General features: G+C 65.2%; 23 protein-coding genes. 20 read left to right on the plus strand and 3 right to left on the minus strand.

Annotated elements, in window-relative coordinates; all coding sequences use genetic code 11:
* The first annotated feature begins 557 nt into the window (after window positions 1–557).
* The 3 genes from ACNJYD_RS18320 to ACNJYD_RS18330 are packed head-to-tail and all read left to right on the plus strand — an operon-like array spanning window position 558 to window position 1,500.
* Window positions 558–956, plus strand: a complete 399-nt coding sequence (locus ACNJYD_RS18320) for a hypothetical protein (RefSeq protein ID WP_271506594.1) — start codon at window positions 558–560, stop codon at window positions 954–956.
* Window positions 953–1,141 (plus strand): hypothetical protein, encoded by a 189-nt coding sequence (locus ACNJYD_RS18325; protein ID WP_172782859.1) that lies wholly within the window; start codon window positions 953–955, stop codon window positions 1,139–1,141. Before ACNJYD_RS18320 ends, ACNJYD_RS18325 begins: the two co-directional genes overlap by 4 nt.
* On the plus strand, window positions 1,138–1,500 hold the full coding sequence (locus ACNJYD_RS18330; protein ID WP_439367306.1) for a hypothetical protein: 363 nt from the start codon (window positions 1,138–1,140) through the stop codon (window positions 1,498–1,500). Before ACNJYD_RS18325 ends, ACNJYD_RS18330 begins: the two co-directional genes overlap by 4 nt.
* Before the next feature lie 75 nt (window positions 1,501–1,575).
* Here the strand turns inward: ACNJYD_RS18330 and ACNJYD_RS18335 are convergent, their stop codons facing one another.
* A complete protein-coding gene (locus ACNJYD_RS18335; protein WP_439367309.1) occupies window positions 1,576–3,762 on the minus strand; it encodes a lytic transglycosylase domain-containing protein in 2,187 nt (728 codons plus the stop codon).
* Window positions 3,763–4,078: 316 nt separating this feature from the next.
* Between ACNJYD_RS18335 and ACNJYD_RS18340 the strand changes: the two genes are divergently transcribed.
* The 7 genes from ACNJYD_RS18340 (at window position 4,079) to ACNJYD_RS18370 (ending at window position 10,639) form a co-directional block, all read left to right on the plus strand.
* Complete coding sequence (locus ACNJYD_RS18340) at window positions 4,079–5,815, plus strand: adenylate/guanylate cyclase domain-containing protein (protein ID WP_439367311.1); 1,737 nt, start codon at window positions 4,079–4,081, stop codon at window positions 5,813–5,815.
* A gap of 122 nt (window positions 5,816–5,937) precedes the next feature.
* Entirely contained in the window at window positions 5,938–6,114 is a 177-nt protein-coding gene (locus ACNJYD_RS18345; RefSeq protein ID WP_172783651.1) for a hypothetical protein, read from the plus strand.
* A gap of 151 nt (window positions 6,115–6,265) precedes the next feature.
* Window positions 6,266–6,478 carry a hypothetical protein gene (locus ACNJYD_RS18350; RefSeq protein WP_172783652.1) on the plus strand — a complete coding sequence of 71 codons (213 nt, stop codon included), beginning with the start codon at window positions 6,266–6,268 and terminating at the stop codon, window positions 6,476–6,478.
* A 190-nt stretch (window positions 6,479–6,668) separates the two neighbouring features.
* Window positions 6,669–6,926, plus strand: a complete 258-nt coding sequence (locus tag ACNJYD_RS18355; protein WP_439367315.1) for a hypothetical protein — start codon at window positions 6,669–6,671, stop codon at window positions 6,924–6,926.
* Between the two features lie 187 nt (window positions 6,927–7,113).
* Window positions 7,114–7,695, plus strand: coding sequence for a hypothetical protein (locus ACNJYD_RS18360; protein ID WP_439367317.1), 582 nt, complete (start codon window positions 7,114–7,116; stop codon window positions 7,693–7,695).
* Between the two features lie 408 nt (window positions 7,696–8,103).
* A complete protein-coding gene (gene ilvD, locus ACNJYD_RS18365) occupies window positions 8,104–9,825 on the plus strand; it encodes a dihydroxy-acid dehydratase (RefSeq protein ID WP_172783655.1) in 1,722 nt (573 codons plus the stop codon).
* Entirely contained in the window at window positions 9,812–10,639 is an 828-nt protein-coding gene (locus ACNJYD_RS18370) for a tetratricopeptide repeat protein (RefSeq protein ID WP_172783656.1), read from the plus strand. The genes ilvD and ACNJYD_RS18370 overlap by 14 nt, the downstream gene beginning before the upstream one ends.
* A 143-nt stretch (window positions 10,640–10,782) precedes the next feature.
* Here the strand turns inward: ACNJYD_RS18370 and xth are convergent, their stop codons facing one another.
* Window positions 10,783–11,580, minus strand: a complete 798-nt coding sequence (gene xth, locus ACNJYD_RS18375; RefSeq protein ID WP_439367319.1) for an exodeoxyribonuclease III — start codon at window positions 11,578–11,580, stop codon at window positions 10,783–10,785.
* Window positions 11,581–11,733: 153 nt separating this feature from the next.
* On the opposite strand from xth, the gene ACNJYD_RS18380 reads away from it, so the two are divergent.
* Window positions 11,734–14,043, plus strand: a complete 2,310-nt coding sequence (locus tag ACNJYD_RS18380; protein ID WP_212257183.1) for an ATP-binding protein — start codon at window positions 11,734–11,736, stop codon at window positions 14,041–14,043.
* 5 nt (window positions 14,044–14,048) lie between these two features.
* On the opposite strand, the gene erpA is transcribed toward ACNJYD_RS18380, so the two are convergent.
* On the minus strand, window positions 14,049–14,378 hold the full coding sequence (gene erpA / locus ACNJYD_RS18385) for an iron-sulfur cluster insertion protein ErpA (protein ID WP_172783659.1): 330 nt from the start codon (window positions 14,376–14,378) through the stop codon (window positions 14,049–14,051).
* A 110-nt stretch (window positions 14,379–14,488) separates the two neighbouring features.
* Here erpA and ACNJYD_RS18390 point away from each other — a divergent pair, with 110 nt between their 5' ends.
* The 9 genes from ACNJYD_RS18390 (at window position 14,489) to tatC (ending at window position 23,685) form a co-directional block, all read left to right on the plus strand.
* Complete coding sequence (locus ACNJYD_RS18390) at window positions 14,489–15,697, plus strand: deoxyguanosinetriphosphate triphosphohydrolase (protein ID WP_439367323.1); 1,209 nt, start codon at window positions 14,489–14,491, stop codon at window positions 15,695–15,697.
* A gap of 9 nt (window positions 15,698–15,706) precedes the next feature.
* Complete coding sequence (gene argS / locus ACNJYD_RS18395; RefSeq protein ID WP_439367326.1) at window positions 15,707–17,497, plus strand: arginine--tRNA ligase; 1,791 nt, start codon at window positions 15,707–15,709, stop codon at window positions 17,495–17,497.
* A 140-nt stretch (window positions 17,498–17,637) separates the two neighbouring features.
* Window positions 17,638–19,203, plus strand: a complete 1,566-nt coding sequence (locus ACNJYD_RS18400) for an SPOR domain-containing protein (protein WP_212257180.1) — start codon at window positions 17,638–17,640, stop codon at window positions 19,201–19,203.
* Between the two features lie 46 nt (window positions 19,204–19,249).
* Complete coding sequence (nagZ, locus tag ACNJYD_RS18405; protein ID WP_212257179.1) at window positions 19,250–20,278, plus strand: beta-N-acetylhexosaminidase; 1,029 nt, start codon at window positions 19,250–19,252, stop codon at window positions 20,276–20,278.
* Complete coding sequence (locus tag ACNJYD_RS18410; protein ID WP_172783664.1) at window positions 20,275–21,114, plus strand: segregation and condensation protein A; 840 nt, start codon at window positions 20,275–20,277, stop codon at window positions 21,112–21,114. Before nagZ ends, ACNJYD_RS18410 begins: the two co-directional genes overlap by 4 nt.
* A 21-nt stretch (window positions 21,115–21,135) precedes the next feature.
* A complete protein-coding gene (gene scpB, locus ACNJYD_RS18415; protein ID WP_172783665.1) occupies window positions 21,136–21,891 on the plus strand; it encodes an SMC-Scp complex subunit ScpB in 756 nt (251 codons plus the stop codon).
* A 165-nt stretch (window positions 21,892–22,056) separates the two neighbouring features.
* Entirely contained in the window at window positions 22,057–22,290 is a 234-nt protein-coding gene (locus ACNJYD_RS18420; protein ID WP_018642198.1) for a twin-arginine translocase TatA/TatE family subunit, read from the plus strand.
* Window positions 22,291–22,381: 91 nt separating this feature from the next.
* Window positions 22,382–22,876, plus strand: a complete 495-nt coding sequence (tatB, locus tag ACNJYD_RS18425; protein ID WP_439367331.1) for a Sec-independent protein translocase protein TatB — start codon at window positions 22,382–22,384, stop codon at window positions 22,874–22,876.
* Window positions 22,873–23,685, plus strand: a complete 813-nt coding sequence (tatC, locus tag ACNJYD_RS18430; protein WP_172783667.1) for a twin-arginine translocase subunit TatC — start codon at window positions 22,873–22,875, stop codon at window positions 23,683–23,685. Before tatB ends, tatC begins: the two co-directional genes overlap by 4 nt.
* Window positions 23,686–23,693: the final 8 nt, after the last annotated feature.

Below are 23,693 nucleotides of genomic sequence, written 5' to 3' on the forward strand. Positions count from 1 at the left end.
CGGCGGTCATGACATTCGCCTTTGGACCGTCCGCTCGCCGCCGGGTCCATTGTGGCGCATCAAGGACACCGTGCCGGCCAAGTTTTCACGGTGACCGTGCAGCCGAAGCGTCGTGCGCCGTCTCGTTGAACTCGAGCCGCGTGGGCCCCCCGGTCGAATACGGGGCAAACCTAGGTATAGCTCCTCCATTCCTAGTCATGTCGGCCATTTTACCTCCGTACAATTGAGCGCTTCGTGCCCGGCGGACTAGCCTCTCGACCATCGAGAGTGTCGAAGGGAACAACTGAGAAAAGCGCAAGCAACAGAGGGAGACAACAATGTGCGATATGTCGGTACTTCCTGAGCGTCACCGATCGGAGTCCGAAAGTTGCTCCTCGCTCAGCGGATGTGCAGTTTGCGGCGGCAAGTTTGGCCTGATCCGCTACTACTCCTGGCGCACGGCGCTCTGCTCAAAGAAGTGCGTTGATCGTTTCCGCACGCGAAGCGAACGCGACCGGCAGTGGTTGTTTCGGGCTCAGGTCGCATAAGGCTGCATTGGAGAGCTGATCCGGGAGGCTGTGTCGTTGAACCGCTCATGCAAGCTCTTCTGCTGGATCGTTCTCATCACCCCCATCGCGGCCCTCCAGGCACAGGAGACGGGACACGGTGCCGTCCATCGCCAGCACCCACCTCAGGACCAGGCGCTGCACGAAAAATTCTATTCCACCTGGCACATGCCGGACAACCCGAGCGTCAGTTGTTGCAACAGCGCCGATTGTTATCCGACCGACATCAAGTACATCGAGGGCCAGATCTATGCGCGGCGCCGGGAGGACGGGAGATACATCCTGATCCCACCGCAAAAGGTGGAGCGAAACAGGGATAATCCGGACGGCCGAAACCATCTGTGCGCTCCACCGCCAGCACTGTCTCCGCTCGACAGCGTTTACTGCTTCGCTTTGGGAGGTGCCACATGAGATTCGCGTTCGTGCTGGTCAACGGCCGGACCCCGTTCCGGCAGACCTGGTGCATGCAGTGCTGCGAGCCGATCAGCGGCAGCTATCTGCGCGAGATCGCGACCCGTCTGCCTTACTGCGATCATCAGTGCTACGCGCTGTTCTGCGAGACGCTGGCGAAAGATGGTGTGAGAGCCGCTTCATGAAATTCGTGGTGGTCAATCACGAGCCGCCGTTGCACGCGGCCACGTGCAGCACATGCTCGCGTCCCTTGCGCTCCGGCTATGTCCGCCATGCGCGGATGCAGCGCCGTTACTGCGACGACAATTGTTATCGGCGCGGCGAATTCTCCACGCTGTTCATGCAATGGCCGGTGCCTGGGCGGACAGAACCGGCCCTAGGGAAGGTCGAGCTCGCCGCTGGCAGCATGATCGAGATACTGACGGTCATGAGTGCCGTCTGGTGCTGGAGCTGCACGATCAGCGCCTGGACCGTCGCGAGAGCCTTGACCGGCGCATGTTTGGACAGTTGCGATCTGATCACGATGGAAGGAGGTGACACCTAGCTGCGCGACTGCACTCGCGTGGGAGCCGCAGCACCGTATCCTTGCAGGCGTCGCGTCCAGCCCCGGCGGCGTCGATCAGGGAGCGGGTGCTGCGGTCGCCACTGGCGCCGCTGCGCCGGCCTCGTGCGTCACCACGCGCTGGTCGCTCTTGCCGGCGATCATGCCGCTGCCTTCGAATCTTGCGCGGTAGACCAGCACGTTCTCCATCACGCGCTGGACGTAGTTGCGTGTCTCCGACAGCGGGATGCGCTCGACCCAGTCGACCGGATCGACATTGGGATCGCGTGGATCGCCGCGCGCCTGCACCCACTCGCGCACGCGGCCGCGGCCGGCATTGTAGCCGGCGAAGGTCATGATCTGGTTGCCGCGATATTCCGACAGCAGCGCGCTGAGCTCGGCCGCGCCCATCTGGGTGTTGTAGACGGGATCGGACACCATCCTGTCCCAGTCATAGGTCAGGCCGAAGCGCTTGGCGGTGTCGCGGCCGGCTTCCGGCGTCACCTGCATCAGCCCGACCGCGTTGGCCGGCGACTTGTCGCGCTGATCGAACGAGCTCTCGGTGCGCGCCACCGAATAGATCACGCTGGTCTCGATCGCAGGCGCAACCTGCTTGTGCTCGGGAATGCCGATGGTCGGGAAGGCGTAATGGTCGAGCGCGAGCCCGCGCGCCAGCGCGGTCTTGCCGACCTCCAGCATCACGCGCGCATCGTTGCGCCGGCCGGCGAGCTCGGCGAGCGCTTCGAGCGCGGTGACATCGGTGCTCTCCTTGGCGAAATCCTCGGCGTAGTAGAACACCATGTCGCGCTCGCCGATGCCGTAGAGCATGTCGGCGGCGCGCACGCGCTCGTCCGCTAGCTGCGTCTCGGCCGAAGCCAGCACGGGCGAGGGCGGACGCAGCTCGATTTCATCAAGGCCGAGCTTGGCGCGGGCGAGCTGGCCGTAATAGGCGGTCTGATAGCGCGCCGCAGCCCGATAGTTCATGCGCGCATCGGCCGTCGCGCCCATGGCTTCGGCGGCGCGGCCGCGCCAGTAATGGGCCCGGGACAGCGCGATCGGATTGGCGGAGCCTTCGTCGATCGCGACGAAGTGCATCATCGCCGTCCTGGGATCGTTCAGAAAGCGCAGCGCGATCCAGCCGCACATGAAGTGATAGTCGATGCGATAGACTTCCTTCTCCGGCACCGCGGCCATACGCACGACATCATAGGCGGTCCTGGACTTGCCCTGGTCGAGCAGCTTGCGCGCGAGCAGGCGGCGCTCGCGCCACCACGCGTCGGTGTCCTGGGCCGCCATGGTGTCCGGCGCGGCGGCGAGGATCACCTCGGCGGCATCGTCGATGCGGTCCTTCTGCAGGTGCCATTGGGCGCGGCACAGCACGTAGCCGAGATCGCGGCGTGCTTCGGCCGGGACGTCCTCGAGATAGTCCTTCGCCTTGTTGGCCTTGCCGGTGACGCCGGCGCATGCCTTGACGATCGCGAGCGCATCCTCGCCGAGCCGCTTGGCCGCGCGCCGCGCGCCTACATAATCCTTGGCGCCGAGACGCTTGTCCATGCGGGCACGATGATCGTCCGCCGTGAGCAGATCACGGAAGGCTTCGTAAGAATCCTCTTCGCTGCGCTCGGACAATTCCTCCGCGCGCCAGGTATCCCGGACCAGCCGCGCGGCCCTGTCGGTCTCGCCTTCGGCGAGCAGCACGCGCGCGAGCGCAAACTTGCCCTTGGCGCTGGTCGGCCGATCCATCGTGAATTTGTGCACGATGGCCGCGTCGGCCTTCTCCTGCCACAGCCGCGCCTCGGCGCGGCGGCGGAGCAGGGCGCTGCTCGGCCAATCGGGATTGGCCGCGAGGAAGGCGGCGTAGCGCTTGAAGTTCGCGGTGCTCTCGGAATGGCGCAGCATGAACCAGTCGGCGAGCTTCTGTCCCGCGGGATCGGAAATGCGGTCGCGCGCGGCGCTCGCATCCTCGGTCTTGCCCTTGCGCGTCAGATCGATGGCGTTCTTCAGCGCGGCGAGATCGCCGGTCAGCGGCGGCGGCGCCGGCTTGTCCGCGGGCTCGTCGACCGTCTTCGATTTGCGCTTGGCTTCGGCGTGCTTGCCATGACGCGCTTTGCCGGCGGCGGCGTGGCGGTGCTTGCCGGCTTTGGCCTCGTGCGTCTTCTTCAGTGCGGATGATTTGTGATTGCTCTTCGCCGCCAGCTCGGTGGGAAGGAGGGCCATTGCGGCCACGGCAACGACACACGCGAGCGAGCGTAGGCACTGGTTCATTCGATGGTCCCCCCTGCGAAAACCACTACAAACCAAGGTCCGCACATGCGGCTTGCGAATCAAAGCATCGAACGATGCGCCGGCATCGTGTCGCACCCTCAAGCTGTCGCAACAATGCGGCAAAATACGGATTGGAACTCGGGAACTTCCGAAATGGCGTAAGCGGCAGCGGTTTTAACCTTTGTTAACGATTGGGGCTCGCGCGACGATTACGCACGGCGCAGGACGTCACAGCAGCCAGATTGCGCGTGTTCCCTCGGCCAAATCCGGTGTATGAGTTCCCTCGCTTCATCCTTTCAGCGTTTGCCCTGTACCTATGCCGATTTTCAACCAGTCGATCCGGCGCAAGATCGTCGGCATCGCTCTCGGATTGATCGTCCTGATGCTGGTCACCTCGATCCTGTCGATGGTGATGTCCAGCCAGGTCGGCATTTTGCTCGACGAGCTGACCAACCGCTACATCCCCGCCTATAGCCATCTGGCGCGTGCGAACATCCGCTCGCTGGAGCGGGCCCTAGCACTGCGGCGGATGGTGATGAGCAGGATGGAGGCGCCATCGGACGAGCAGGCCTACGCGGCGCGGCTTCGCGACTTCGAGGCGTTGGACCGCAAGTTCGAGGAGGAGGCCGAGGCTGCACGCAAGCTCATCAATGCCATCATCGACGACGTCAGGACGTATTCCGACAATGCCGCGCTGGCACGGCTCGACGTCCGGATCGAAAGCGCCGTCACCGAGCTGCGGCGCGATCTGGACGAGGGCAATGCGAAACTGCTCAAGCAGGTCGAGGCCAAGGATATGACCGCGGCCCGGGACACGCTGGAGCACCTCGACACCCTGCGCGATGTGTTCAATCGGAAGGTCGATGCGATCCGCGCCGACATGCTGACGCAGGTCTATTTCTCGACGTCGCAGGTGATCAGCCGCCAGCATCAGACGATCATTGTTTCGGGGGTCGTGACCTTGCTCGCGGCGATCGTCGGGTTTGCCTTTGCGCTGCTGGTGAGCAGTGGCATCACGCGCCCGGTGCGCCTGCTGCTGGCCGGCGCCCGCGAGGTCGAGGCGGGCCGGTTCGACAAGCCCATCACCGTCTCGACGCAGGACGAGATCGGCGAGCTTGCTGCCGCCTTCAACCGCATGATCGAGCAGCTCAGGCACAACGAGCGCATTCGCGAGACCTTCGGCCGTTACATCGACCCGAAAGTGGTGCAGGGCCTGATCGACCGGCCGGAGGTCGCCATCGACGGCGAGCGCCGGGTGATGACCATCATGTTCTCCGACATGAGCGGCTTCACCTCGATGAGCGAGGGCATGACCCCGCGCGGCCTCGTCAAGGTGATGAACCACTACTTCACCGTGATGTCCGCTCCGATCAGAAACAATCGCGGCATCATCGACAAATATATCGGCGACGCCATCATGTCCTATTGGGGACCTCCCTTCATCGAGGAGGATGAGCAGGGCCTGCTCGCCGGGCTTGCCGCCGTCGAGATGGCCGATCAGGTGCCTGCGCTGCAGAAGCAGCTGCCGGATCTGCTCGGCATCCGCGCCATGCCGGCGCCGTGCGATCTGCGCATCGGCATCGCCACTGGCGAGGTCCTGACCGGCAGCATCGGGTCCGAGCTGATGATGAGCTTCACCGTGATGGGCGATGCCGTGAACCTCGCCTCGCGGCTGGAGGCCGTCAACAAGGTCTACGGCACCCGCATCCTGATCTCGCAGGCGACCGCGGACGGGATCGGATCGCGGCTGGAATTGCGCGAGATCGATCGTCTGGCGGTCGCGGGTCAAAGCGCGCCGCAGGCGATCTTCGAGGTGATGGCGAGAGCGGGCGCATTCACCGAGGCGCAAGTGACGTTGCGCACGCATTATGCTGATGGTCTCGCCGCCTATCGCGGCCGGCGCTTCGACGAGGCGCGCGCCGCCTTCAATGCGGCGCTCGAGGCGGTCCCAGGCGACGGCCCCTCGCGCACGATGCTCATCCGCATCGCGCAGTTTGCGGCCAATCCGCCGGATCCCAATTGGGACGGCGTGTGGCGGCTGGAGCAGAAATAGCGGTGCCTTGCGTCCGGCACGCCGCGCCGGAAAAAAAGATGCTACTCCATAACGATGTTCGCCGTGACCTATTTCCCGGGCTTAGGTTGGATGTCCCTGAGGCGTCTGATGGGGACACGCCGATGACACATCTTGAGGACAGGCTGGAACGGTTCGAGACGCTCACCGCCGAATGCGAGCTGATCGCCAAGCTCGCCACCGAAAGCAGCAAGCGCGAGTTCTATTTGAAGCTCGGGGAGCAGTACCGTCAGCTGGCCGTCGATATCCGGCAGGCGATCGCAACGACGGCTGCGGCCTGAGCCGGGCTGAAATCCGTTCTTAACGTTTGGCGCGCATCCTTGCAGCAAGCGAGTATCGCTGATCGGCGACGCTCGTGGTGGGAAGGCCGGGGTTCGCTGCAATGCAGCGCGTCCCGTGAGTGTGATTTGCCATGCTTGACAGGGCAATCCCATGCGCCTCGCTGCAGTGATCATGTTCGCGCTCATGACGGCGGCCTGCGATCAGGAGCAGGACATCACCGGCTCGACGACGCCGGCCTGTCCGTTGCGCAACTACAGCTACAATCCCCGCGATATGAACCAGTGTGTCAGCGCCTGCAAAACGTGCGACCGCGGCACGACAGTGACCTGCACGACCTCCTGCACCCTCAAGGGGGCTCGCTGAGCGGGGCACTTGCAGGGGATCGCAATCCCGCGACGCCACCGGTGAGCTTCGCAACGCAATCCGCCATCCGACGCTCTGCGGTTGCGCGGAACCGGTAGCGGCCCGAGGCAAGGCCGGCGGTGCTTGGACACCGGAACGATTCACATGGATTAATCATTGAAGGAAGCGGCAGGATTCGGAGTCCGATGGAATGGGTATGCTCGATCCCGGTCGTTTTCTGGTGTCGTGCTCGCATTGCGATGCCTGGCCGATGGCGGCCAATGTGAAGCGGTCGACCTGGTCGGCGTCCCCGCACGAGGTCCGCTTCGTCTGCACGCGCTGCCGACGCGAAGAGACGGCGATCGTTTCGGCCTCCGGCGAATTGACGCCCATCAAGCGCGTCGATGTTCCGCCACGCGACGTCGCAGTCGCCTGGGCCCAGGCGCAACGCTTGCGCGGACGGACCTGATGATTGCGATCGTCGAGTCGTCGGTTGCCGGCTGGCGGCGATAGCTGCGGCCGTCGCAAGCACTTCCACGCACCGAACGTTCCGCCGCCCGGTCGCAGCTACCCGTCAGAGCCGGGCCACGTTTTGATGCCGATGGGGCTGTCACAAGCCCGCAAACGAACTAGAATTGATGGGAAGGAGATCATCCATGGCGCTCAGCATCGTGCCGCCTCACGCGGACCATCTGCGGCTTGATCCGGTGGCACCACGCCTTGCGCCGGTGTTCTGCTTTGCGCTGCTGACCTTGTCATGCGCGCTTGCAAGCTTCGCGCTCGCCTGCGCAACGCCGTTCGCGGCGTTTGCAGTCGTCGCGGCCGGGATGCTGCCATTGCGCAACGCGCAGCTCGTCATCGCCGGTGCCTGGCTCGTGAACCAGGGCATCGGTTTCGGAGCCTTGCACTATCCCGTTGACGGCAACACCATCGCCTGGGGCCTCGTGATCGGCGCCGCAGCGCTCCTGTCCACCGCGGCAGCGTCCGCGGTGCTCCGCATGCTGCCGCGGCGCCGCACGCCCCTGATGCTTGCGGTCACGCTCATCGCCGCCTACGCGGCCTATGAGATCGCGCTGCTGGCGGCAACGCCGTTCCTCGGTGGCGAGGACGCGTTCACCGCCGCCGTCGTTGCCCGTCTCGGGCTGACCAGCGCCGCCTGGCTCGCCGGGCTCGTTGCCGCCTGCGAGATCGTCCGTCTGTTCGATCCGTTCGGGCGCAGAGGCGCGATGTCGGCCTGAGCGGCTCGCCTCGTACGGCAGAAGCGCTCCGGCGCGGACGCGAGAGGGGGCAGAGGAGACGACTCACTTGCGCGCATGTCATCGCCGAGCCGGAGCATAGGCGCGCACCACGCATTGCGAAATTAGAGGTTGTAGCTTGCCGTCTGGACGAGAGTATCATGGTAAGCATACCCGTGTCTTCCCGGTAACGATTGTGCTGCCTGTGCAACACCCATCCCGGATTTAACCCTCATAACCGGCGGTTCGCATCGCCGCCGCTTTTTGGCCACACCCGACCATGAATAAAATCGCTCTAAATTTCTAACGGCAACGGCGGTCTTCGAAGGCGACGAGAAAATCCCAAGGTCGATTCAAATCTTGGCTCTGATTTTTCGGGTCTGAAAGGGTTGGCCAGGGAAACTGGTTGCGATGGGCGCGAAGATCGACAAGCAGAGGCTGCCGAGCCGTCACGTGACGGAAGGCCCTGCGCGCGCGCCGCATCGGTCCTATTTCTACGCGATGGGTCTGACCACCGAGCAGATCCACCAGCCCTTCGTCGGCGTCGCCTCGTGCTGGAATGAAGCCGCTCCCTGCAACATCGCCCTGATGCGCCAGGCACAGGCGGTGAAGAAGGGCGTGGCATCGGCCGGCGGTACACCTCGTGAATTCTGCACCATCACCGTGACCGACGGCATCGCCATGGGTCACGACGGCATGCGCTCCTCGTTGCCGTCGCGCGAGTGCATTGCCGATTCGGTCGAGCTGACCGTGCGCGGCCACGCCTATGACGCCCTGGTCGGGCTCGCCGGCTGCGACAAGTCGCTGCCGGGCATGATGATGGCGATGGTCCGCCTCAACGTGCCCTCGATCTTCATCTATGGCGGCTCGATCCTGCCCGGCAATTTCCGCGGGCAGCAGGTCACCGTGCAGGACATGTTCGAGGCTGTCGGCAAGCACTCGGTCGGGGCCATGTCGGACGAGGACCTCGACGAGATCGAGCGCGTCGCTTGCCCCTCGGCCGGTGCCTGTGGCGCGCAGTTCACTGCCAACACCATGGCGACCGTCTCTGAGGCGATCGGGCTGGCGCTGCCGTACTCGGCCGGTGCCCCGGCGCCGTACGAGATCCGCGACGCCTTCTGCATGACCGCGGGCGAGAAGGTGATGGACCTGATTGCCCAGAACATCCGGCCGCGCGACATCGTCACCCGCAAGGCGCTGGAGAATGCCGCCGCCGTGGTCGCGGCGTCCGGCGGCTCGACCAATGCTGCGCTGCACCTGCCGGCGATCGCGCACGAGGTCGGCATCAAGTTCGACCTGTTCGACGTCGCCGAAATCTTCAAAAAGACACCATATGTCGCGGATTTGAAGCCGGGCGGCCGTTATGTCGCCAAAGACATGTTTGAAGTAGGTGGCATCCCGCTTCTGATGAAGACGCTGCTCGACAACGGCTTCCTGCACGGTGATTGCCTTACCGTCACGGGCCGCACGATCGCTGAAAACCTCAAGAGCGTGAAATGGAATCCGCACCAGGACGTGGTGCATCCGGCGGACAAGCCCATCACCGTGACAGGCGGTGTGGTCGGTCTGAAGGGCAATTTGGCGCCAGAAGGTGCGATCGTGAAAGTCGCGGGAATGTCCAACCTCAGGTTTACTGGTCCGGCCAGGTGCTTCGACCGTGAGGAGGACGCGTTCGAGGCGGTCCAGAACCGCACCTATCGCGAAGGCGAAGTCATCGTGATCCGCTACGAGGGGCCGAAGGGCGGTCCCGGCATGCGGGAAATGCTCCAGACCACGGCAGCGCTGACCGGCCAGGGCATGGGCGGCAAGATCGCGCTCATCACCGACGGCCGCTTCTCCGGTGCCACCCGCGGCTTCTGCATCGGCCATGTCGGCCCGGAGGCGGCGGTCGGCGGCCCGATCGGGCTGCTCGAGGACGGCGACATCATCGAGATCGACGCGGTCAATGGGACCCTTGACGTAAAATTGAGCGACGCCGAGCTCGCCCAGCGCAGAACCAAATGGAGCGCCCGCGCGACTAACCACACGTCGGGTGCGCTCTGGAAATATGCTCAGCAGGTTGGACCGGCGATCGGAGGGGCAGTGACCCATCCGGGCGGCGCGCACGAGAAACAGTGCTATGCGGACATTTAGGCGTGCCACAGTTGCGTTTGTGTTGGGGGCGGCTGCGCTGGCCGCGCCGGCGTTCGCCTTCGACGGTGCGCCGGTCAACCCGAAGGACGCCACCATCCCGGTCGTGACGACCTTGCCCGGCGCTGCGGGTGCGGTGCGCACCAAGGTTCCGCCTGCGGTCGCGACCCAGGAAACCTCGCTCAGCGCCTTGCAATATGCTGCCGAGGGCGGCCACCCGATCGCGCAGTGGAAGCTCGGCCGCATGTACGCCAACGGCGACGGGGTCGCCCAGGACGATCTGCGTGCCTTCGAATATTTCAGCCGGATCGCCAACGCGCATGCCGAGGACAGCCCGTCGGCGCCGCAGGCGCAGATCGTGGCCAACGCCTTCGTTGCGCTCGGCCGGTACTATCTGGCCGGCATCCCGAATTCGAAGGTCAAGGCCGATCCGGACCGCGCCCGGGAGATGTTTTCCTATGCCGCATCCTATTTCGGCAATGCGGACGCGCAGTACGACCTCGCTCGTCTGTACCTGAAGACCCCGGACGCCTCGCGCGAGGACTACCGCTATGGCGCGCGCTGGCTTGGCCTCGCCGCGCAGAAGGGCCAGCACCAGGCCCAGGCGCTGCTCGGCCAGATGCTGTTCAACGGCGACCGCCTGCCGCGGCAGGCCGCGCGCGGCCTGATGTGGCTGACGCTGGCGCGCGACAGCGCCGGCGCCGACGAGGTCTGGATCAAGGAAAGCTACAACCGCGCCTTCGCGAAGGCCTCCGACGACGACCGCGCCATGGCCCTGCAAATGCTGGAGCAGTGGGTGCAGGGGCGTCGGGAGTAAGCACGGTCTCGTAGGGTGGGCAAAGGCGCCTCGGCGCCGTGCCCACGATCTCTCTCCGCCATTGCGAATGGTGGGCACGCTTCGCTTAGCCCACCCTACCGGCAGTTGCGACTGCCGCTCGCTCCCACCGACTCTGCGAAGGCCTACGCCGCCTCCAGATCCAGATCCGCCCACACCGGCACGTGGTCCGAGGGCTTCTCCCAACCGCGCACGTAGCTGTCGATGCCGAAATTGGCGAGCCTGTCGCTGGCCTGCGGCGACAGCAGCAGATGATCGATCCGCAGCCCCTGGTTCTTCTGCCAGGCCCCGGCCTGGTAGTCCCAGAAGGTGTAGAGCCCGCCCTCGTCGCTGACGGCGCGCAAGGCGTCGGTGAGGCCGAGGCCGAGCAGGGACTGGAAGCTCTCGCGCGTCTCGGTCTTGAACAGCGCGTCCTCGGTCCAGGCAGCCGGATTATGCACGTCGCGGGCATGCGGGATGACGTTGAAGTCGCCGGCCAGGATCAGCGGGACCTCCTCCTTGAGTCGCTCCTTCGAATAATCAAGAAGCCGCGACATCCATTTGAGCTTGTAGGGATATTTGTCGGTCCCGACCGGATTGCCATTGGGCAGGTAGAGGCAGGCGATGCGCAGCACGCCGGACTTGAGCGTCACCACGCCCTCTAGGAAGCGGGCATGGGTATCCTCGTCGTCGCCGGCGAGGCCCGACTTGGTCTCGTCGAAACGGAGCTTGGATAGCAGGGCGACGCCGTTGAACGTCTTCTGCCCGTGCGTCACCACGTTGTAGCCGAGCGCCTCGATCTCCAGCCGCGGGAAGGCCTCGTCGACACATTTGATCTCCTGCAGGCAGACGATGTCCGGCTGGCACTCTTTCAGCCAGGTCAGGAGCAGATCGATCCGCTGCCGGACCGAGTTCACGTTCCAGGTGGCTACTCTGATAGGCATTGGGAGGGCTCCGGGCAGGGGGCTTGGTTAGAACAAAATGCAAACGTGCCCGTCAAGACGGCCGCAAAATCTCCCACAAAATTAACCCGGCTTAAGCAGGCCGCAGGCCATTGATCATCAAGAGGTTCCTCGGATGGATGGCCGGACAAGGCGATGAAGCGAACTCAGCCGCGTGACGGCCTGCTCGGCGCGTTCCTGTATTGGCTCGGCGGCTTCGAAATCGAGGACGGTCTGACGGCCGATCTCAGCGAGCGCGAGATCCGCCGCATCCGCGCCAAGCAGATCGACGCGGTGACCCAGCTGATCCCCGTGACGATGGCCGTGACGATGCTGAACGTCGCCATCGTGCTGATCCTGTTCTGGGGCAGGGGCTGGAACGACTTCCTTGCGATCTGGGGCCTGACGCTCGCCGCCACCGCCTCGCTCGCGGTGCGCGCATGGCGCAAGTCGCGTCAGAACCCGCCGCAGGAGGCATCGCCGCGCGCGGCGCAGCAGACGCTGCGGCAGGCGTTTTTTCTCGCCGCGATCTGGGGCGCGCTGCCGCTCGCTCTGTTCAGTCGCATCGAGCCGACCAGTCAATTGATCCTGGCCTGCCTGATGGTCGGCATGATGTCCGGCGGCGCCTTCACGCTCTCGACCTTCCCGCGCGCGGGCCTCGTCTATCTCGCCACCATGACGATCGCCTGCGCCGGCGCGCTGCTTTTGTGCGGCACCGGACCCTATCTGGTGACCGCGGTGTTCCTGCTGCTGTTCGCGTTCTTCATGGCGCGCAACATCGTCTCGCAGGGCAACCTTTTCCTCGGCAATCTCAAGGCCCAACTCGAGCTCGAGCGCCAGACCGAGATCATCTCGCTGCTGCTGAAGGACTTTCAGGAGAACGCCAGCGACTGGCTCTGGCAGACCGATGCCGAGGGACGCCTCGTCGACGTGCCGCAACGCTTCGCCGACGTCGCGCAACTGCCGCTTCCGCTCCTGAAAGGCTCGCAATTCGCCGACGTGCTCGACATGCTCTGCCCAGAGGACAAGAGCGCCGCCTACAACATCGTCGGCCTGATGGAGCAGGCCGAGCCGCTGCACGAGATGAACCTCAAGGTCGTCGCGGGCGGCGAGGCGCGGCTGTGGTCGCTGACGGCGAAGCCCGCCCATGACCGTGACGGTCATTTCCTCGGCTATCGCGGCTTCGGCCGCGACGTCACCGAGCGCTGGCGCGCCGAGAAGGCCGAGGCCGAGAGCCGCGCCAAGTCCGACTTCCTGGCGGTGATGAGCCACGAGATCCGAACGCCCATGAACGGCGTGCTCGGGCTCGCCAGCATGCTGCTGGAGACAAAACTCGATCCGGAGCAGCGCGAGGCCGTCACCACGATCCGCGAGTCCGGCGACAATCTCCAGCGCATCCTCAACGACATTCTCGACCTCTCCAAGCTGGAAGCCGGCCGCTTTCAGTTCGAGGCGATCGACTTCGCGCCGCAGGCGCTGGCCGAGACGGTCGCGACCGTGGTGCGCGCCGGCGCCAAGAGCAAGGGGCTCACGATCAGGGTCGAGCTCGATCCGAACCTGCCGCCGACACTCCGTGGCGACGTCGCGCGCATCCGCCAGGTGCTGCTCAACCTCGCCTCCAACGCGGTGAAGTTCACCGACGAGGGGGAGGTGACGATATCGGCGACCTGCCAGGCGCGGCGCGACCTGCTCGCGACCGTCGAATGGACGGTGACCGACAGCGGGATCGGCATCGCACCCGACAAGCTCGGCCTGCTGTTCAGCGACTTCGCCCAGGCCGATGCCTCGATCAGCCGCCGCTTCGGCGGCACTGGCCTCGGCCTTGCGATCAGCAGGCGGATCATCGAGCAAATGGGCGGCACGATCGGCGTCACCTCGACGCCGGGCGAGGGCTCGACCTTCCGCTTCACGCTGGTGCTGCCCTGGAGCCAGGCGCAGGCCTCCGATCAGGCTGGCGGGCGCGACGAAGCCGACGAGCTCAAGGCCCGGATCGCCGGCCTCGACCGGCCGCTGAAGGTGCTGGTCGCGGAAGACGATGCGGTCAACCGCATGGTCGTGAGCAAGATGCTGGGGGCTTTCGACGTCGAGCTGCGGGTCGTCACGGACGGGACCGAAGCCGTAGCGGCAGCCTGCGAAGGCAATTACGATGTCGTGCTGATGGACGTGCGCATGCCCGACATGGACGGGCTCGCCGCCACCCGCGCGATCCGCGCGCAAGGCGGGCGCTTCGAAGCCTTGCCGATCATCGCGCTGACCGCCAATGCCTTCCCCGAGGACATCAAGATCTGCCGCGAAGCCGGTATGTCGGACTTCCTGGCCAAGCCGCTGCGCAAGCCGGCGCTGATCGGAGCGCTCCTGCGGGCGCTAGACGGCCACGTCATGTCGGAGGACGCACCGCTCCAGCCGGACTTGATGCCGACCGAGGTGGCGTGGACGGACGAGGAAAGGCAGATAACAGGTGCGTAAGCGCGCTACACCGAGAAGCTCGTCCCGCAGCCGCAAGACGCCGTGGCATTCGGATTGTTGACGCGGAACGAGGCGCCGATCAGGTCATCGACGAAATCGACCTGTGATCCCGCCAGGAACGGCTGCGAGGCGGAGTCGACCAGCACCACCGCATTGTCCTGCTCGATCACGAGATCGTCGTCGGTACGGGCGCGGTCGATGTCGAACTTGTATTGGAAGCCCGAGCAGCCGCCGCCCTCGACCGAGATGCGCAGCATCGCGCCCGACCCTTCGCCCTTGAGGATCTCCCCAATCCGGCGTGCGGCGCGGTCGCTGATGGTCACGGCACTCGTCATTGCTGGTCTCCGATAGTCCCGCGCTCATACCCAATTCATTTGGTATCGCGCGTCCGACATAGTTAAGTGCCACCATACGCAGAATCAAATGGATAGGGACTAAATTCGCCGTGTCCGTCGGAATGGCAGCCCCCCGCGCGCCCTATGCCTGCGACCCCGACCGCAGCCGCGGCCGGCTGGTCACCGAGCCCCCGAGCCGGACCCGCAGCCCGTTCCGGCGAGATTGCGACCGGGTGATCCATTCCACCGCGTTCCGTCGCCTGAAGTACAAGACCCAGGTGTTCGTGTTCCACGAGGGCGACCACTACCGCACCCGGCTGACTCATTCGCTGGAGGTGGCCCAGATCGCCCGCGCATTGGCCCGGCAACTCGGGCTCGACGAGGATCTCACCGAGACATTGGCCTTGGCGCACGACCTCGGTCATCCGCCGTTCGGGCATGCCGGGGAACGGGCCCTGGCCGCGTGCCTGAAGGAGTTCGGGGGCTTCGACCACAATGCCCAGACGCTGCGCGTCGTGGCTTCGCTCGAGCACCGCTATCCCGAATTCGACGGGCTCAACCTGACCTGGGAATCGCTGGAAGGCATCGTCAAGCACAACGGTCCGCTGACCGACCGCAGCGGCGCCCCGGTCGGGCGCTACCGCGAGCATGGCGTTCCCGTCGGGATTGCCGAGTACATCAAGACCTACGATCTCGAATTGTGGAGCTTTGCCTCGCTGGAGGCGCAGGTCGCCGCGATCGCCGATGACATCGCCTATGACGCCCACGACATCGATGACGGCCTGCGCGCCGGCCTGTTCCACCTCGACGATCTCAAGGTGATGCCGCTGACGGCGGAGATCATCGCCGAGACTGCGGCACATTATCCCGATCTTGAAGACGTCCGCCGCGGTGCTGAACTGGTGCGCGAGCTGATCTCGCACCTGATCGGCGCGGTGTTCGCGGAGACAGGGAAGAAACTCGCTGCCGTGAAGCCGCAATCGGCCCAGGACGTCCGCCGGCAAAGCCAGGCGCTGGTCGCGTTTCCAGCCGACGTGGCGGAGGAAGAGGCCGCCATCAAGGCCTTCCTGTACCAGCACATGTACCGCCACGAGCGGGTGATGCGAGTGATGGGGGAGGCCGAGCAGATACTGTTCGATCTGTTCGCGAAATACCTGAAGTCCCCCAGCGAGCTGCCGCCGGAATGGCTGCTGGGGTCGGAGGCGGACGACGAGGGCGACCGGGCCCGCCGGATCGGCAATTTCATTGCCGGAATGACCGATCGCTTCGCCCTGACCGAGCACCAGCGGCTCTTTGACTCGACCCCGGATTTGCGTTAGGCGGCGGCAATGCCCCAGACATCCTCATCGCTGCATCTGTTCGCCGACGTGCTCGCACGCGTGCACGCTGCCTGCCGCGCGCTTGCGGCAGACGCCAACTGGCCCGAGGGCATCGATTTCTCCCGCGTCGTGGTCGAGCCGCCGCGCGATGCCTCCCATGGCGACATGGCGACCAATGCCGCCATGGTGCTTGCGAAAGAGGCAAAGGCAAAGCCGCGCGATCTCGCCGAGCAGATTGCCGAACGGCTGCGTTCCGACGCGCTGATCGCCAAGGTCGATGTCGCCGGTCCCGGCTTCATCAATCTGACGCTGAAGCCGGCTGCCTGGGCCGAGGCGCTGCGTACCGTGCTGCGCGAAGGTGCCGATTACGGCCGCATCCACGGCGGCTCCAAGGTCAATGTCGAATACGTCTCGGCCAATCCGACCGGACCGATGCATGTCGGCCATTGCCGCGGCGCCGTGTTCGGCGACGCGCTGGCGAGCCTGCTCCAGTTCGCCGGCCACGACGTCACGCGCGAATATTACATCAACGATGCCGGCGCCCAGGTCGACGTGCTCGCGCGCTCGGCCTTCCTGAGGTATCGCGAGGCGCTCGGCGAGGACATCGGGGCCATTCCGGAAGGGCTCTATCCCGGCGACTATCTGAAGCCGGTCGGCGAGGCGCTGGCGAAAGAGCACGGCGACAAGCTGCTCGCCAGAAGTGAGGCCGAGTGGCTGCCGATCGTGCGCGCCAAGGCGATCGCGATGATGATGGACGAGATCAAGGACGATCTCGCCGCGCTCAACATCCGCCACGACGTGTTCTTCTCCGAGCGCTCGCTGATCGAGACCGGCAACAACAGGGTTGCCGAGACCATCGACTTCCTGCGCGCCAAGGGCGACATCTATGAGGGACGCCTGCCGCCGCCGAAGGGCGCGCCGGTCGAGGATTGGGAAGACCGCGAGCAGCTGCTGTTCAGGGCGACCGCCTACGGCGACGACGTCGATCGCCCGCTGATCAAATCGGACAATTCCTACACCTACTTCGCCTCCGACATTGCCTATCACAAGAACAAGTTCGACCGCGGCTTTGCCGAGATGATCGACGTCTGGGGCGCCGATCATGGCGGCTACATCAAGCGCATGCAGGCCGCCGTGAAAGCGACGACCTCAGGCAAGGGATCACTCGACGTCAAGATCGTCCAGCTCGTGAAGCTCTTGCGCAACGGCGAGCCGGTGAAGATGTCCAAGCGGAGCGGGGACTTCGTCACCTTGCGTGAGGTGGTGGATGAAGTCGGCCAGGACGCCGTCCGCTTCATGATGCTGTACCGGAAGAACGACGCGGTGCTCGATTTCGACCTCGCCAAGGTCATGGAACAGTCGCGCGACAACCCGGTGTTCTACGTCCAATACGGCCACGCCCGCGGCCACTCGATCTTCCGCAACGCCCGCGCCGAGGTGTTCCCGGAACTCCCGGAGGATGCCGGCGCGCGGATCGCATGGCTTGCTGAGTCGGCGGTGGAGCGGCTGTCGGACCCGGTCGAACTCGATCTTCTTAAGCGCCTCGCAATTTATCCGCGCATGCTCGAGGCTGCCGCCGCGGCCCATGAGCCGCACCGAATTGCCTTCTATCTCTATGACTTAGCGAGCGAATTTCACGCACTTTGGACGAAAGGGCGCGATTTGCCCTATTTACGCTTCATTATCAATAATGATGCAGATCTTACAAAGGCGCGATTGGCAATGGTCCAGGGCGTCGTCTCGGTCCTGGCATCGGGCCTCGCCATCCTCGGCGTCCATGCCCCGGACGAGATGCGGTAGTTTGGGGCGAACTACTTAAGGGGAATTCGGGGGTAACCGGCAGAAGCCGGATCGCTTAGACTTGGTTGAAAGCCTTGTGGGTCGAAAGCCGTGCCTTGGTCGAGGGGCGCGCGGCTTTCCCGAAGGGACGCATCATCACGATGGCCGAACGATATCAGGACAGACCGTTTCCTTCCGATGACTATGGTCGCGGTCGCGATCAGCATGGGAAGGCGGAAAGCGATCCCTTGGCCGAGCTCGCCCGTCTGATCGGGCAGACCGATCCGTTCGCCGCGCAGTCGCGGCCGACGGCACGTCCGCCGGCAGCGCCCTCTCAGAGCTATCAGGACGACGATTACCGCCAAGTCGATGATCAGCAGGATTACGCCGAGCAGGTGCCGCCGCCCGGGCCGCCCTCATGGATGCGGCGCGCCAACGTGCAACCGCAGCCGGCACCGGCGCCGGAGCCTGACTATCCCGTTTCGGTAAGCCCGGTTCACCCGCTGCATCGCTACACGGCCAAGCCTGCCGCGCCCGAGCCTGTCGTTCATCAGCCTCAGGCCTACCAGGACCACTCCTATCAAGATCAGACTTATCAGGAGCAGGCCTATCAGCAGCACGGTCAGGCCCACCAGGAGCAGTCGTATCAGGAGCCGTATGCGCAGCCCGATCCGTCGCGCTACGACGACGCGCTCTATGGTCGGCTGGAGACGGGCGAGCAGGACTTTCAGCGCGAGCCGGCCTATCCCGACGACCCTTATGCCTACCAAAGCGACTTTCCCGAGGACGAGGTCGAGGAGCCGAAGAAGCAGCGCGGCGGCATGATGACGGTTGCGGCGATCCTGGCGCTTGCCGTGGTCGGCACCGGCGCCGCGTTTGCCTACAAGACCTATATCGGCTCGCCCCGCAGCGGCGAGCCGCCGATCATCAAGGCCGACAACACGCCGACCAAGATCGTGCCGGCGCCGACGGACTCCGCGGCCAAGGTGCCGGACCGCATGGTCAGCGGTGACGGCACTGAAAAGATCGTGCCGCGCGAGGAGGCGCCCGTCGACGTCAACGCCAAGGCGGGCGGGCCGCGCGTGGTGTTCCCGCCGCTGAACCAGAATGCGAACCCGCCGTCGGTGGCGAGCGTGTCGCCGTCCACCGTGCCGCCGCCGAGCGCGGGCCCGACTCCAAGCAACGGCACCATGCCGAACAATTCGCCGCGCCCGATCAGGACCGTGGCGGTGAAGGGTGACCAGACCGATAGCGCCGTGCCGCAATCGGCTGCCGCCAAGCCGACGGCCGCCGCGCCGAAGCCTGTTGCCGCGCCAGTTGCGCCCGCCGCGCCGCGCAATCCGCCGACCTCGGCCAATGCCAGTGCCAACCAGCCGATGTCGCTCGCGCCGCAATCGGCACCGGCGGCCGAGCCGCCGCAGCGGATGGCGGCCACCAACCCGACGCAGATTGCGCCCACCAGCAGCGGCGGCGGCTACATCGTGCAAGTCTCCTCGCAGCAGAGCGAGGACAGCGCCGCCGCGTCCTACCGGGTGCTTCAGGGCAAGTACGGCAGCGTGCTCGGATCCCGCTCGCCGGTGATCAAGCGGGTCGATCTGACCGATAAGGGCAAGGGGATCGTCTACCGCGCCTTCGCCGGACCCTATGGCTCGGTCCAGGAAGCGACGCAGGCTTGCAACAATCTGAAGGCCGCAGGGCTGTCCGACTGCTTCGTCCAGAGGAATTAGCGGCGGTTTCCTTGACCCCCTGACGGGGCAGGGTTAATCGGCCGTTATGAGCACGCGGGCCTTCATTACCGGCGTATCCGGAACGGAACTGACCGCCGCCGAGCGGGAGTTTATCCGTGCCGAACGCCCATGGGGCTTCATCTTGTTCAAGCGCAATGTCGCGACACCGGCGCAAGTTGCTGCGTTGGTTGCGGAATTACGTTCGGTCGCGAATGCCCCCGAGGCGCCGGTTCTGATCGACCAGGAGGGTGGACGGGTGCAGCGGCTAGGGCCGCCGCACTGGCCGGTTTATCCGCCGGGAGCCGTTTTCGCGAATTTGTACGACACTGATTCGGCCCTCGGGCTCGCTGCGGCGCGCCTCAGTGCGCGCCTGATCGCAGCCGATCTCGTTGATCTCGGCATCACCGTGGATTGCCTGCCGCTGGCGGACGTGCCGGTGCCGGGCGCTGACGCGGTCATCGGCAACCGCGCCTACGGCACGGAGCCGGGCAAAGTCGCGGCGATTGCCCGCGCAGTCACCGAGGGCCTGGAGCAGGGCGGCGTGCTCCCGGTGCTCAAGCACATTCCCGGGCATGGCCGCGCCACCGCCGACACCCATTTCAAGCTGCCAACCGTCGACACGCCCCGGGACGAGCTGGAGCGGACCGATTTCGCCGCGTTCAAGCCGCTGGCTGATCTGCCGATGGCCATGACTGCACATGTTGTGTTTAGCGCCTTCGACCCCGCCCATCCGGCGACGACATCTGCGACAATGATTGCTGACGTGATTCGCGGCGCAATCGGGTTCCAGGGTTTGTTAATGAGTGATGACGTGTCGATGAACGCGCTGTCGGGGAATATCGCCGAGCGGACCCGCGCGATCTTCGCGGCCGGCTGCGACGTGGCCCTGCATTGCAACGGCAGCATCGAGGAGATGCGCGACGTCGCCAGTCAGACTCCTGAACTGGCCGGCCGGGCGTTGGAGCGGGCGAAAGCCGCGCTCGCCGCACGCAAGCCGCCGCAGCCGTTCGACCGCGTGGCCGCACGCACTGAGCTGGACGCATTGATCGCACGGGCAAACACGGCATCGGCATGACCGCAGAAATCCTATCGTTCGAAACCGGGCGGCCCGCAGAGCTCGCCGAGGGTGAGCCGGCGTTGGTGGTGGACGTCGAGGGCTATGAGGGCCCACTCGATTTGTTGCTCGCGCTGGCGCGACAGCAGAAGGTCGACCTCGCCAAGATCTCGATCCTGGCGCTCGCCGACCAGTACCTCCATTTCATCGAAGCCGCGCGAAAGATCCGGCTGGAGCTCGCCGCGGACTATCTGGTGATGGCCGCATGGCTCGCCTTCCTGAAGTCGCGTCTGCTGCTGCCGGAGCCGCCGAGCGCGGAAGGCCCGAGCGCCGAGCAGATGGCGACGGCGCTCGCCAACCGCCTGCGCCGGCTGGAAGCCATTCGCGAAGCCGCCAACCGGCTCATGAACAGGCCGCAATTGCAGCGCGACATCTTCCCGCGCGGCGAGCCCGAGCACATCGCCGAGATCAAGCATCCGAAATACACGGCCACGCTCTACGACCTGCTCACCGCCTATGCCGCGCAGCGCCAGTCGCGTGTGCTGGCGAGCGTGCATCTGGCCAAGCGCACGGTGTGGTCGCTCGCCGAGGCACGCGCCACGCTGGAGCGGCTGGTTGGCAGCATCACCGAGCAGGACGATTGGGGTGTTCTCGACGACTTCCTGATCCGGCATGTCGCCGACCCGACTCAGCGCGCAACGGTGTTCGCCTCGAGCTTTGCCGCCGCGCTCGAATTGGTGCGCGAAGGTCAGCTCGAGTTGAATCAGAAAGAGGCGTTTGCGCCGATCTATTTCCGGAAGGGGCGCCCAAAACCGGTCCCGGACGCAGCTCCTGCGCCTGATGCGCCGGTCGCTTAAGTGCAAGAAGGAGAATCTACCATGGCAAGCCTGGCTGAAGTGCGGGTAGAAGAGGCCGAGCCGATGGAGAACGAATCCCAGGCGCGCCCCGAAGAATTGCGGCTGCTGGAGGCGCTGCTGTTCGCCTCGAGTGAACCGCTGGACACCGCGACGCTGGCCAAGCGCATGCCCGAAGGCGTCGACGTCAAGGCGGCCCTCGAGCAATTGCAGGCCGATTATGCCTCGCGCGGCGTCAACCTCGTCCGCGTCGCAAACAAATGGACGTTCCGCACCGCCGGCGATCTGGCCTGGCTGATGACGCGCGAGAGCACCGAGACCCGGCGCCTGTCGCGTGCCGCGATCGAGGTGCTGGCGATCATCGCCTATCACCAGCCGGTGACGCGGGCCGAGATCGAGGAGATCCGCGGCGTCGTCACGTCGAAGGGCACGCTCGACGTGCTGCTGGAGACCGGCTGGATCAAGCCGCGCGGCCGTCGCAAGACGCCCGGCCGTCCGCTCACCTTCGGAACCACGGAGGAGTTCCTGTCGCAGTTCACCCTGGAGCAGCTCGGCGACCTCCCGGGCCTGGAAGAGCTCAAGGGCACTGGCCTCCTGGATTCGCGCCTCCCGACCGGCTTCAGCGTGCCGACGCCGTCGGATGATCCGGCCCTGCGTGAGGACGAGGATCCGCTGGAACCGGGCGATGACCTCGATCTCGCGCTCGCGCCTGCGGTCGAGCCCGAGAGCCCGCCGGATGGCGGCAATGAGGGGGGCGGCGAGGGCGGCACCGAAGAGTGACGCCCCGGCGAAATACGGGCCCCTGCGACAGTTAACACTAGCAAGATTGCGTAGCGCCGACAGCGAATTGGCGCCGCCTTGGTCCTTGTTTTTGAGACCTGCCAAGCCTAGGTTTCGGTGAAGATCGGCCGGGTCCCCGGCCATGCGCGTTTGGAGGGTTGCAGGATGGGTTCACTCAGCATTTGGCACTGGATCTTGGTGATCGCAGTGGTCCTGCTGCTGTTCGGCCGCGGCAAGATTTCGGATCTGATGGGCGACGTGGCGCAGGGCATCAAGGCGTTCAAGAAGGGCATGCAGGACGACGACAAGCCTGCCGAGAAGCCCGAGCCGGCCAAGTCGATCGAGCACAATGCGGCGCCGACCGCGGCACGGTCCGACGTCGGCAGCAAGGCCGTCTGAGCCGGAAGCAGCACGCGAGACGCGGGTAGCGGCCCCGATCCTGCGCGCAAGGGATTGGGCCGGCTCCGGCTTCGCGTGAACGGAAGACCTCATGTTCGACATCGGGTGGAGTGAACTGGTCCTCATCGGGGTCGTGGCCCTGATCGCCATCGGCCCGAAAGAGCTGCCGGGCGTGCTGCGCATGGTCGGGCAGTGGATGGGCAAGGCGCGCAAGATGGCCGCCGAATTCCAGGGCCAATTCCAGGAGGCGATGCGCGAGGCCGAGATCGCCGACCTCAAGAAGAGCTTCGACGAGGTCAAGGAAGCCGCCACGGGATTTAATCCGCTGACCTCGCTCCAGAAGGACGTGAGCGACGCGCTTCGCGTCGATGCGCTGGACAAGCCGGCCGAGCCGTCGGCCGCCACGGCCGTCGATCCGCCCGTCACGCCCACGACACCGGAGAGCCCAACGCCTTCGACCTTCATGGAAGCCGAAGCGCATGCGGCCGCGAACGAGCCGCTCGCGATCACCCGTGAGGTCGAACAGGCGACGGTTGCGCAGGACACCGCGCCATCCGAAGCGATCAAGGACGCCAAAGCGTCATGACCGACGCCGATATCGAGGCCAGCAAAGCCCCGCTGATGGACCACCTGATCGAGCTGCGCTCGCGGCTGATCAAGGCGTTGCTCGGCTTTGGCGTGGCCTTCATCTTCTGCTTCTTCTTCGCCAAGCAGATCTACAACGTGCTGGTCTGGCCGTTCGTGTGGATCGCAGGTCCCGAGAATTCGAAATTCATCTACACGGCGCTGCTGGAATATTTCATCACCCAACTCAAGCTCGCCCTGTTCGGCGCAGGCTTCATCTCGTTCCCGATCGTGGCGACGCAGATCTACAAATTCGTCGCGCCCGGACTCTACAAGCACGAGAAGCAGGCCTTCCTGCCGTATCTGGTCGCGACCCCGTTCTTCTTTGTGCTCGGCGCGGCGCTGGTCTATTTCGTCGTGCTGCCGATGCTGGTGCGCTTCTCGCTCGGCATGCAGCAGGCCGGCGGCGACGAGACCGCGCAGATTCAGCTGTTGCCCAAGGTCGGCGAATATCTGTCGCTGATGATGTCGCTGATCTTCGCCTTCGGCATCGCCTTCCAGCTGCCGGTGATCCTGACGCTGCTCGGACGGATCGGCATCGTGAGCTCGAAGATGCTGCGCGAGAAGCGGCGCTATTTCATCGTGATGGCCTTCGTGATCGCGGCCGTGCTGACGCCACCCGACGTGCTCAGCCAGTGCTCGCTCGCGATCCCCCTGATGGCGCTCTACGAGGGCTCGATCATCGCGGTGGCGATGGTGGAGAAGAAGGCGGCGGCCTCGTCGCAAGCCACCGGCACCGACGTGTCGACGCCGGCCAAGCCGGCGGAGTAGGGGCGGCT

It is taken from the genome of Bradyrhizobium sp. SPXBL-02, assembly GCF_051853065.1.
GTDB lineage: Bacteria > Pseudomonadota > Alphaproteobacteria > Rhizobiales > Xanthobacteraceae > Bradyrhizobium.

Excerpts from the sequence above, each read along its gene's own strand:
- ACNJYD_RS18380 (WP_212257183.1), top strand. The coding sequence starts at position 11,734 with ATGAAGCGAACTCAGCCGCGTGACGGCCTGCTCGGCGCGTTCCTGTAT.
- ACNJYD_RS18330 (WP_439367306.1), top strand. The coding sequence starts at position 1,138 with ATGAAATTCGTGGTGGTCAATCACGAGCCGCCGTTGCACGCGGCCACG.
- ACNJYD_RS18400 (WP_212257180.1), top strand. The coding sequence starts at position 17,638 with ATGGCCGAACGATATCAGGACAGACCGTTTCCTTCCGATGACTATGGT.
- ACNJYD_RS18420 (WP_018642198.1), top strand. The coding sequence starts at position 22,057 with ATGGGTTCACTCAGCATTTGGCACTGGATCTTGGTGATCGCAGTGGTC.
- ACNJYD_RS18370 (WP_172783656.1), top strand. The coding sequence starts at position 9,812 with ATGCGGACATTTAGGCGTGCCACAGTTGCGTTTGTGTTGGGGGCGGCT.
- nagZ (WP_212257179.1), top strand. The coding sequence starts at position 19,250 with ATGAGCACGCGGGCCTTCATTACCGGCGTATCCGGAACGGAACTGACC.
- ilvD (WP_172783655.1), top strand. The coding sequence starts at position 8,104 with ATGGGCGCGAAGATCGACAAGCAGAGGCTGCCGAGCCGTCACGTGACG.
- ACNJYD_RS18335 (WP_439367309.1), bottom strand. The coding sequence starts at position 3,762 with ATGAACCAGTGCCTACGCTCGCTCGCGTGTGTCGTTGCCGTGGCCGCA.
- scpB (WP_172783665.1), top strand. The coding sequence starts at position 21,136 with ATGGCAAGCCTGGCTGAAGTGCGGGTAGAAGAGGCCGAGCCGATGGAG.
- xth (WP_439367319.1), bottom strand. The coding sequence starts at position 11,580 with ATGCCTATCAGAGTAGCCACCTGGAACGTGAACTCGGTCCGGCAGCGG.
- tatB (WP_439367331.1), top strand. The coding sequence starts at position 22,382 with ATGTTCGACATCGGGTGGAGTGAACTGGTCCTCATCGGGGTCGTGGCC.
- ACNJYD_RS18410 (WP_172783664.1), top strand. The coding sequence starts at position 20,275 with ATGACCGCAGAAATCCTATCGTTCGAAACCGGGCGGCCCGCAGAGCTC.
- ACNJYD_RS18345 (WP_172783651.1), top strand. The coding sequence starts at position 5,938 with ATGACACATCTTGAGGACAGGCTGGAACGGTTCGAGACGCTCACCGCC.
- erpA (WP_172783659.1), bottom strand. The coding sequence starts at position 14,378 with ATGACGAGTGCCGTGACCATCAGCGACCGCGCCGCACGCCGGATTGGG.
- ACNJYD_RS18325 (WP_172782859.1), top strand. The coding sequence starts at position 953 with ATGAGATTCGCGTTCGTGCTGGTCAACGGCCGGACCCCGTTCCGGCAG.
- argS (WP_439367326.1), top strand. The coding sequence starts at position 15,707 with ATGCCCCAGACATCCTCATCGCTGCATCTGTTCGCCGACGTGCTCGCA.
- ACNJYD_RS18350 (WP_172783652.1), top strand. The coding sequence starts at position 6,266 with ATGCGCCTCGCTGCAGTGATCATGTTCGCGCTCATGACGGCGGCCTGC.
- ACNJYD_RS18355 (WP_439367315.1), top strand. The coding sequence starts at position 6,669 with ATGGGTATGCTCGATCCCGGTCGTTTTCTGGTGTCGTGCTCGCATTGC.
- tatC (WP_172783667.1), top strand. The coding sequence starts at position 22,873 with ATGACCGACGCCGATATCGAGGCCAGCAAAGCCCCGCTGATGGACCAC.
- ACNJYD_RS18340 (WP_439367311.1), top strand. The coding sequence starts at position 4,079 with ATGCCGATTTTCAACCAGTCGATCCGGCGCAAGATCGTCGGCATCGCT.
- ACNJYD_RS18360 (WP_439367317.1), top strand. The coding sequence starts at position 7,114 with ATGGCGCTCAGCATCGTGCCGCCTCACGCGGACCATCTGCGGCTTGAT.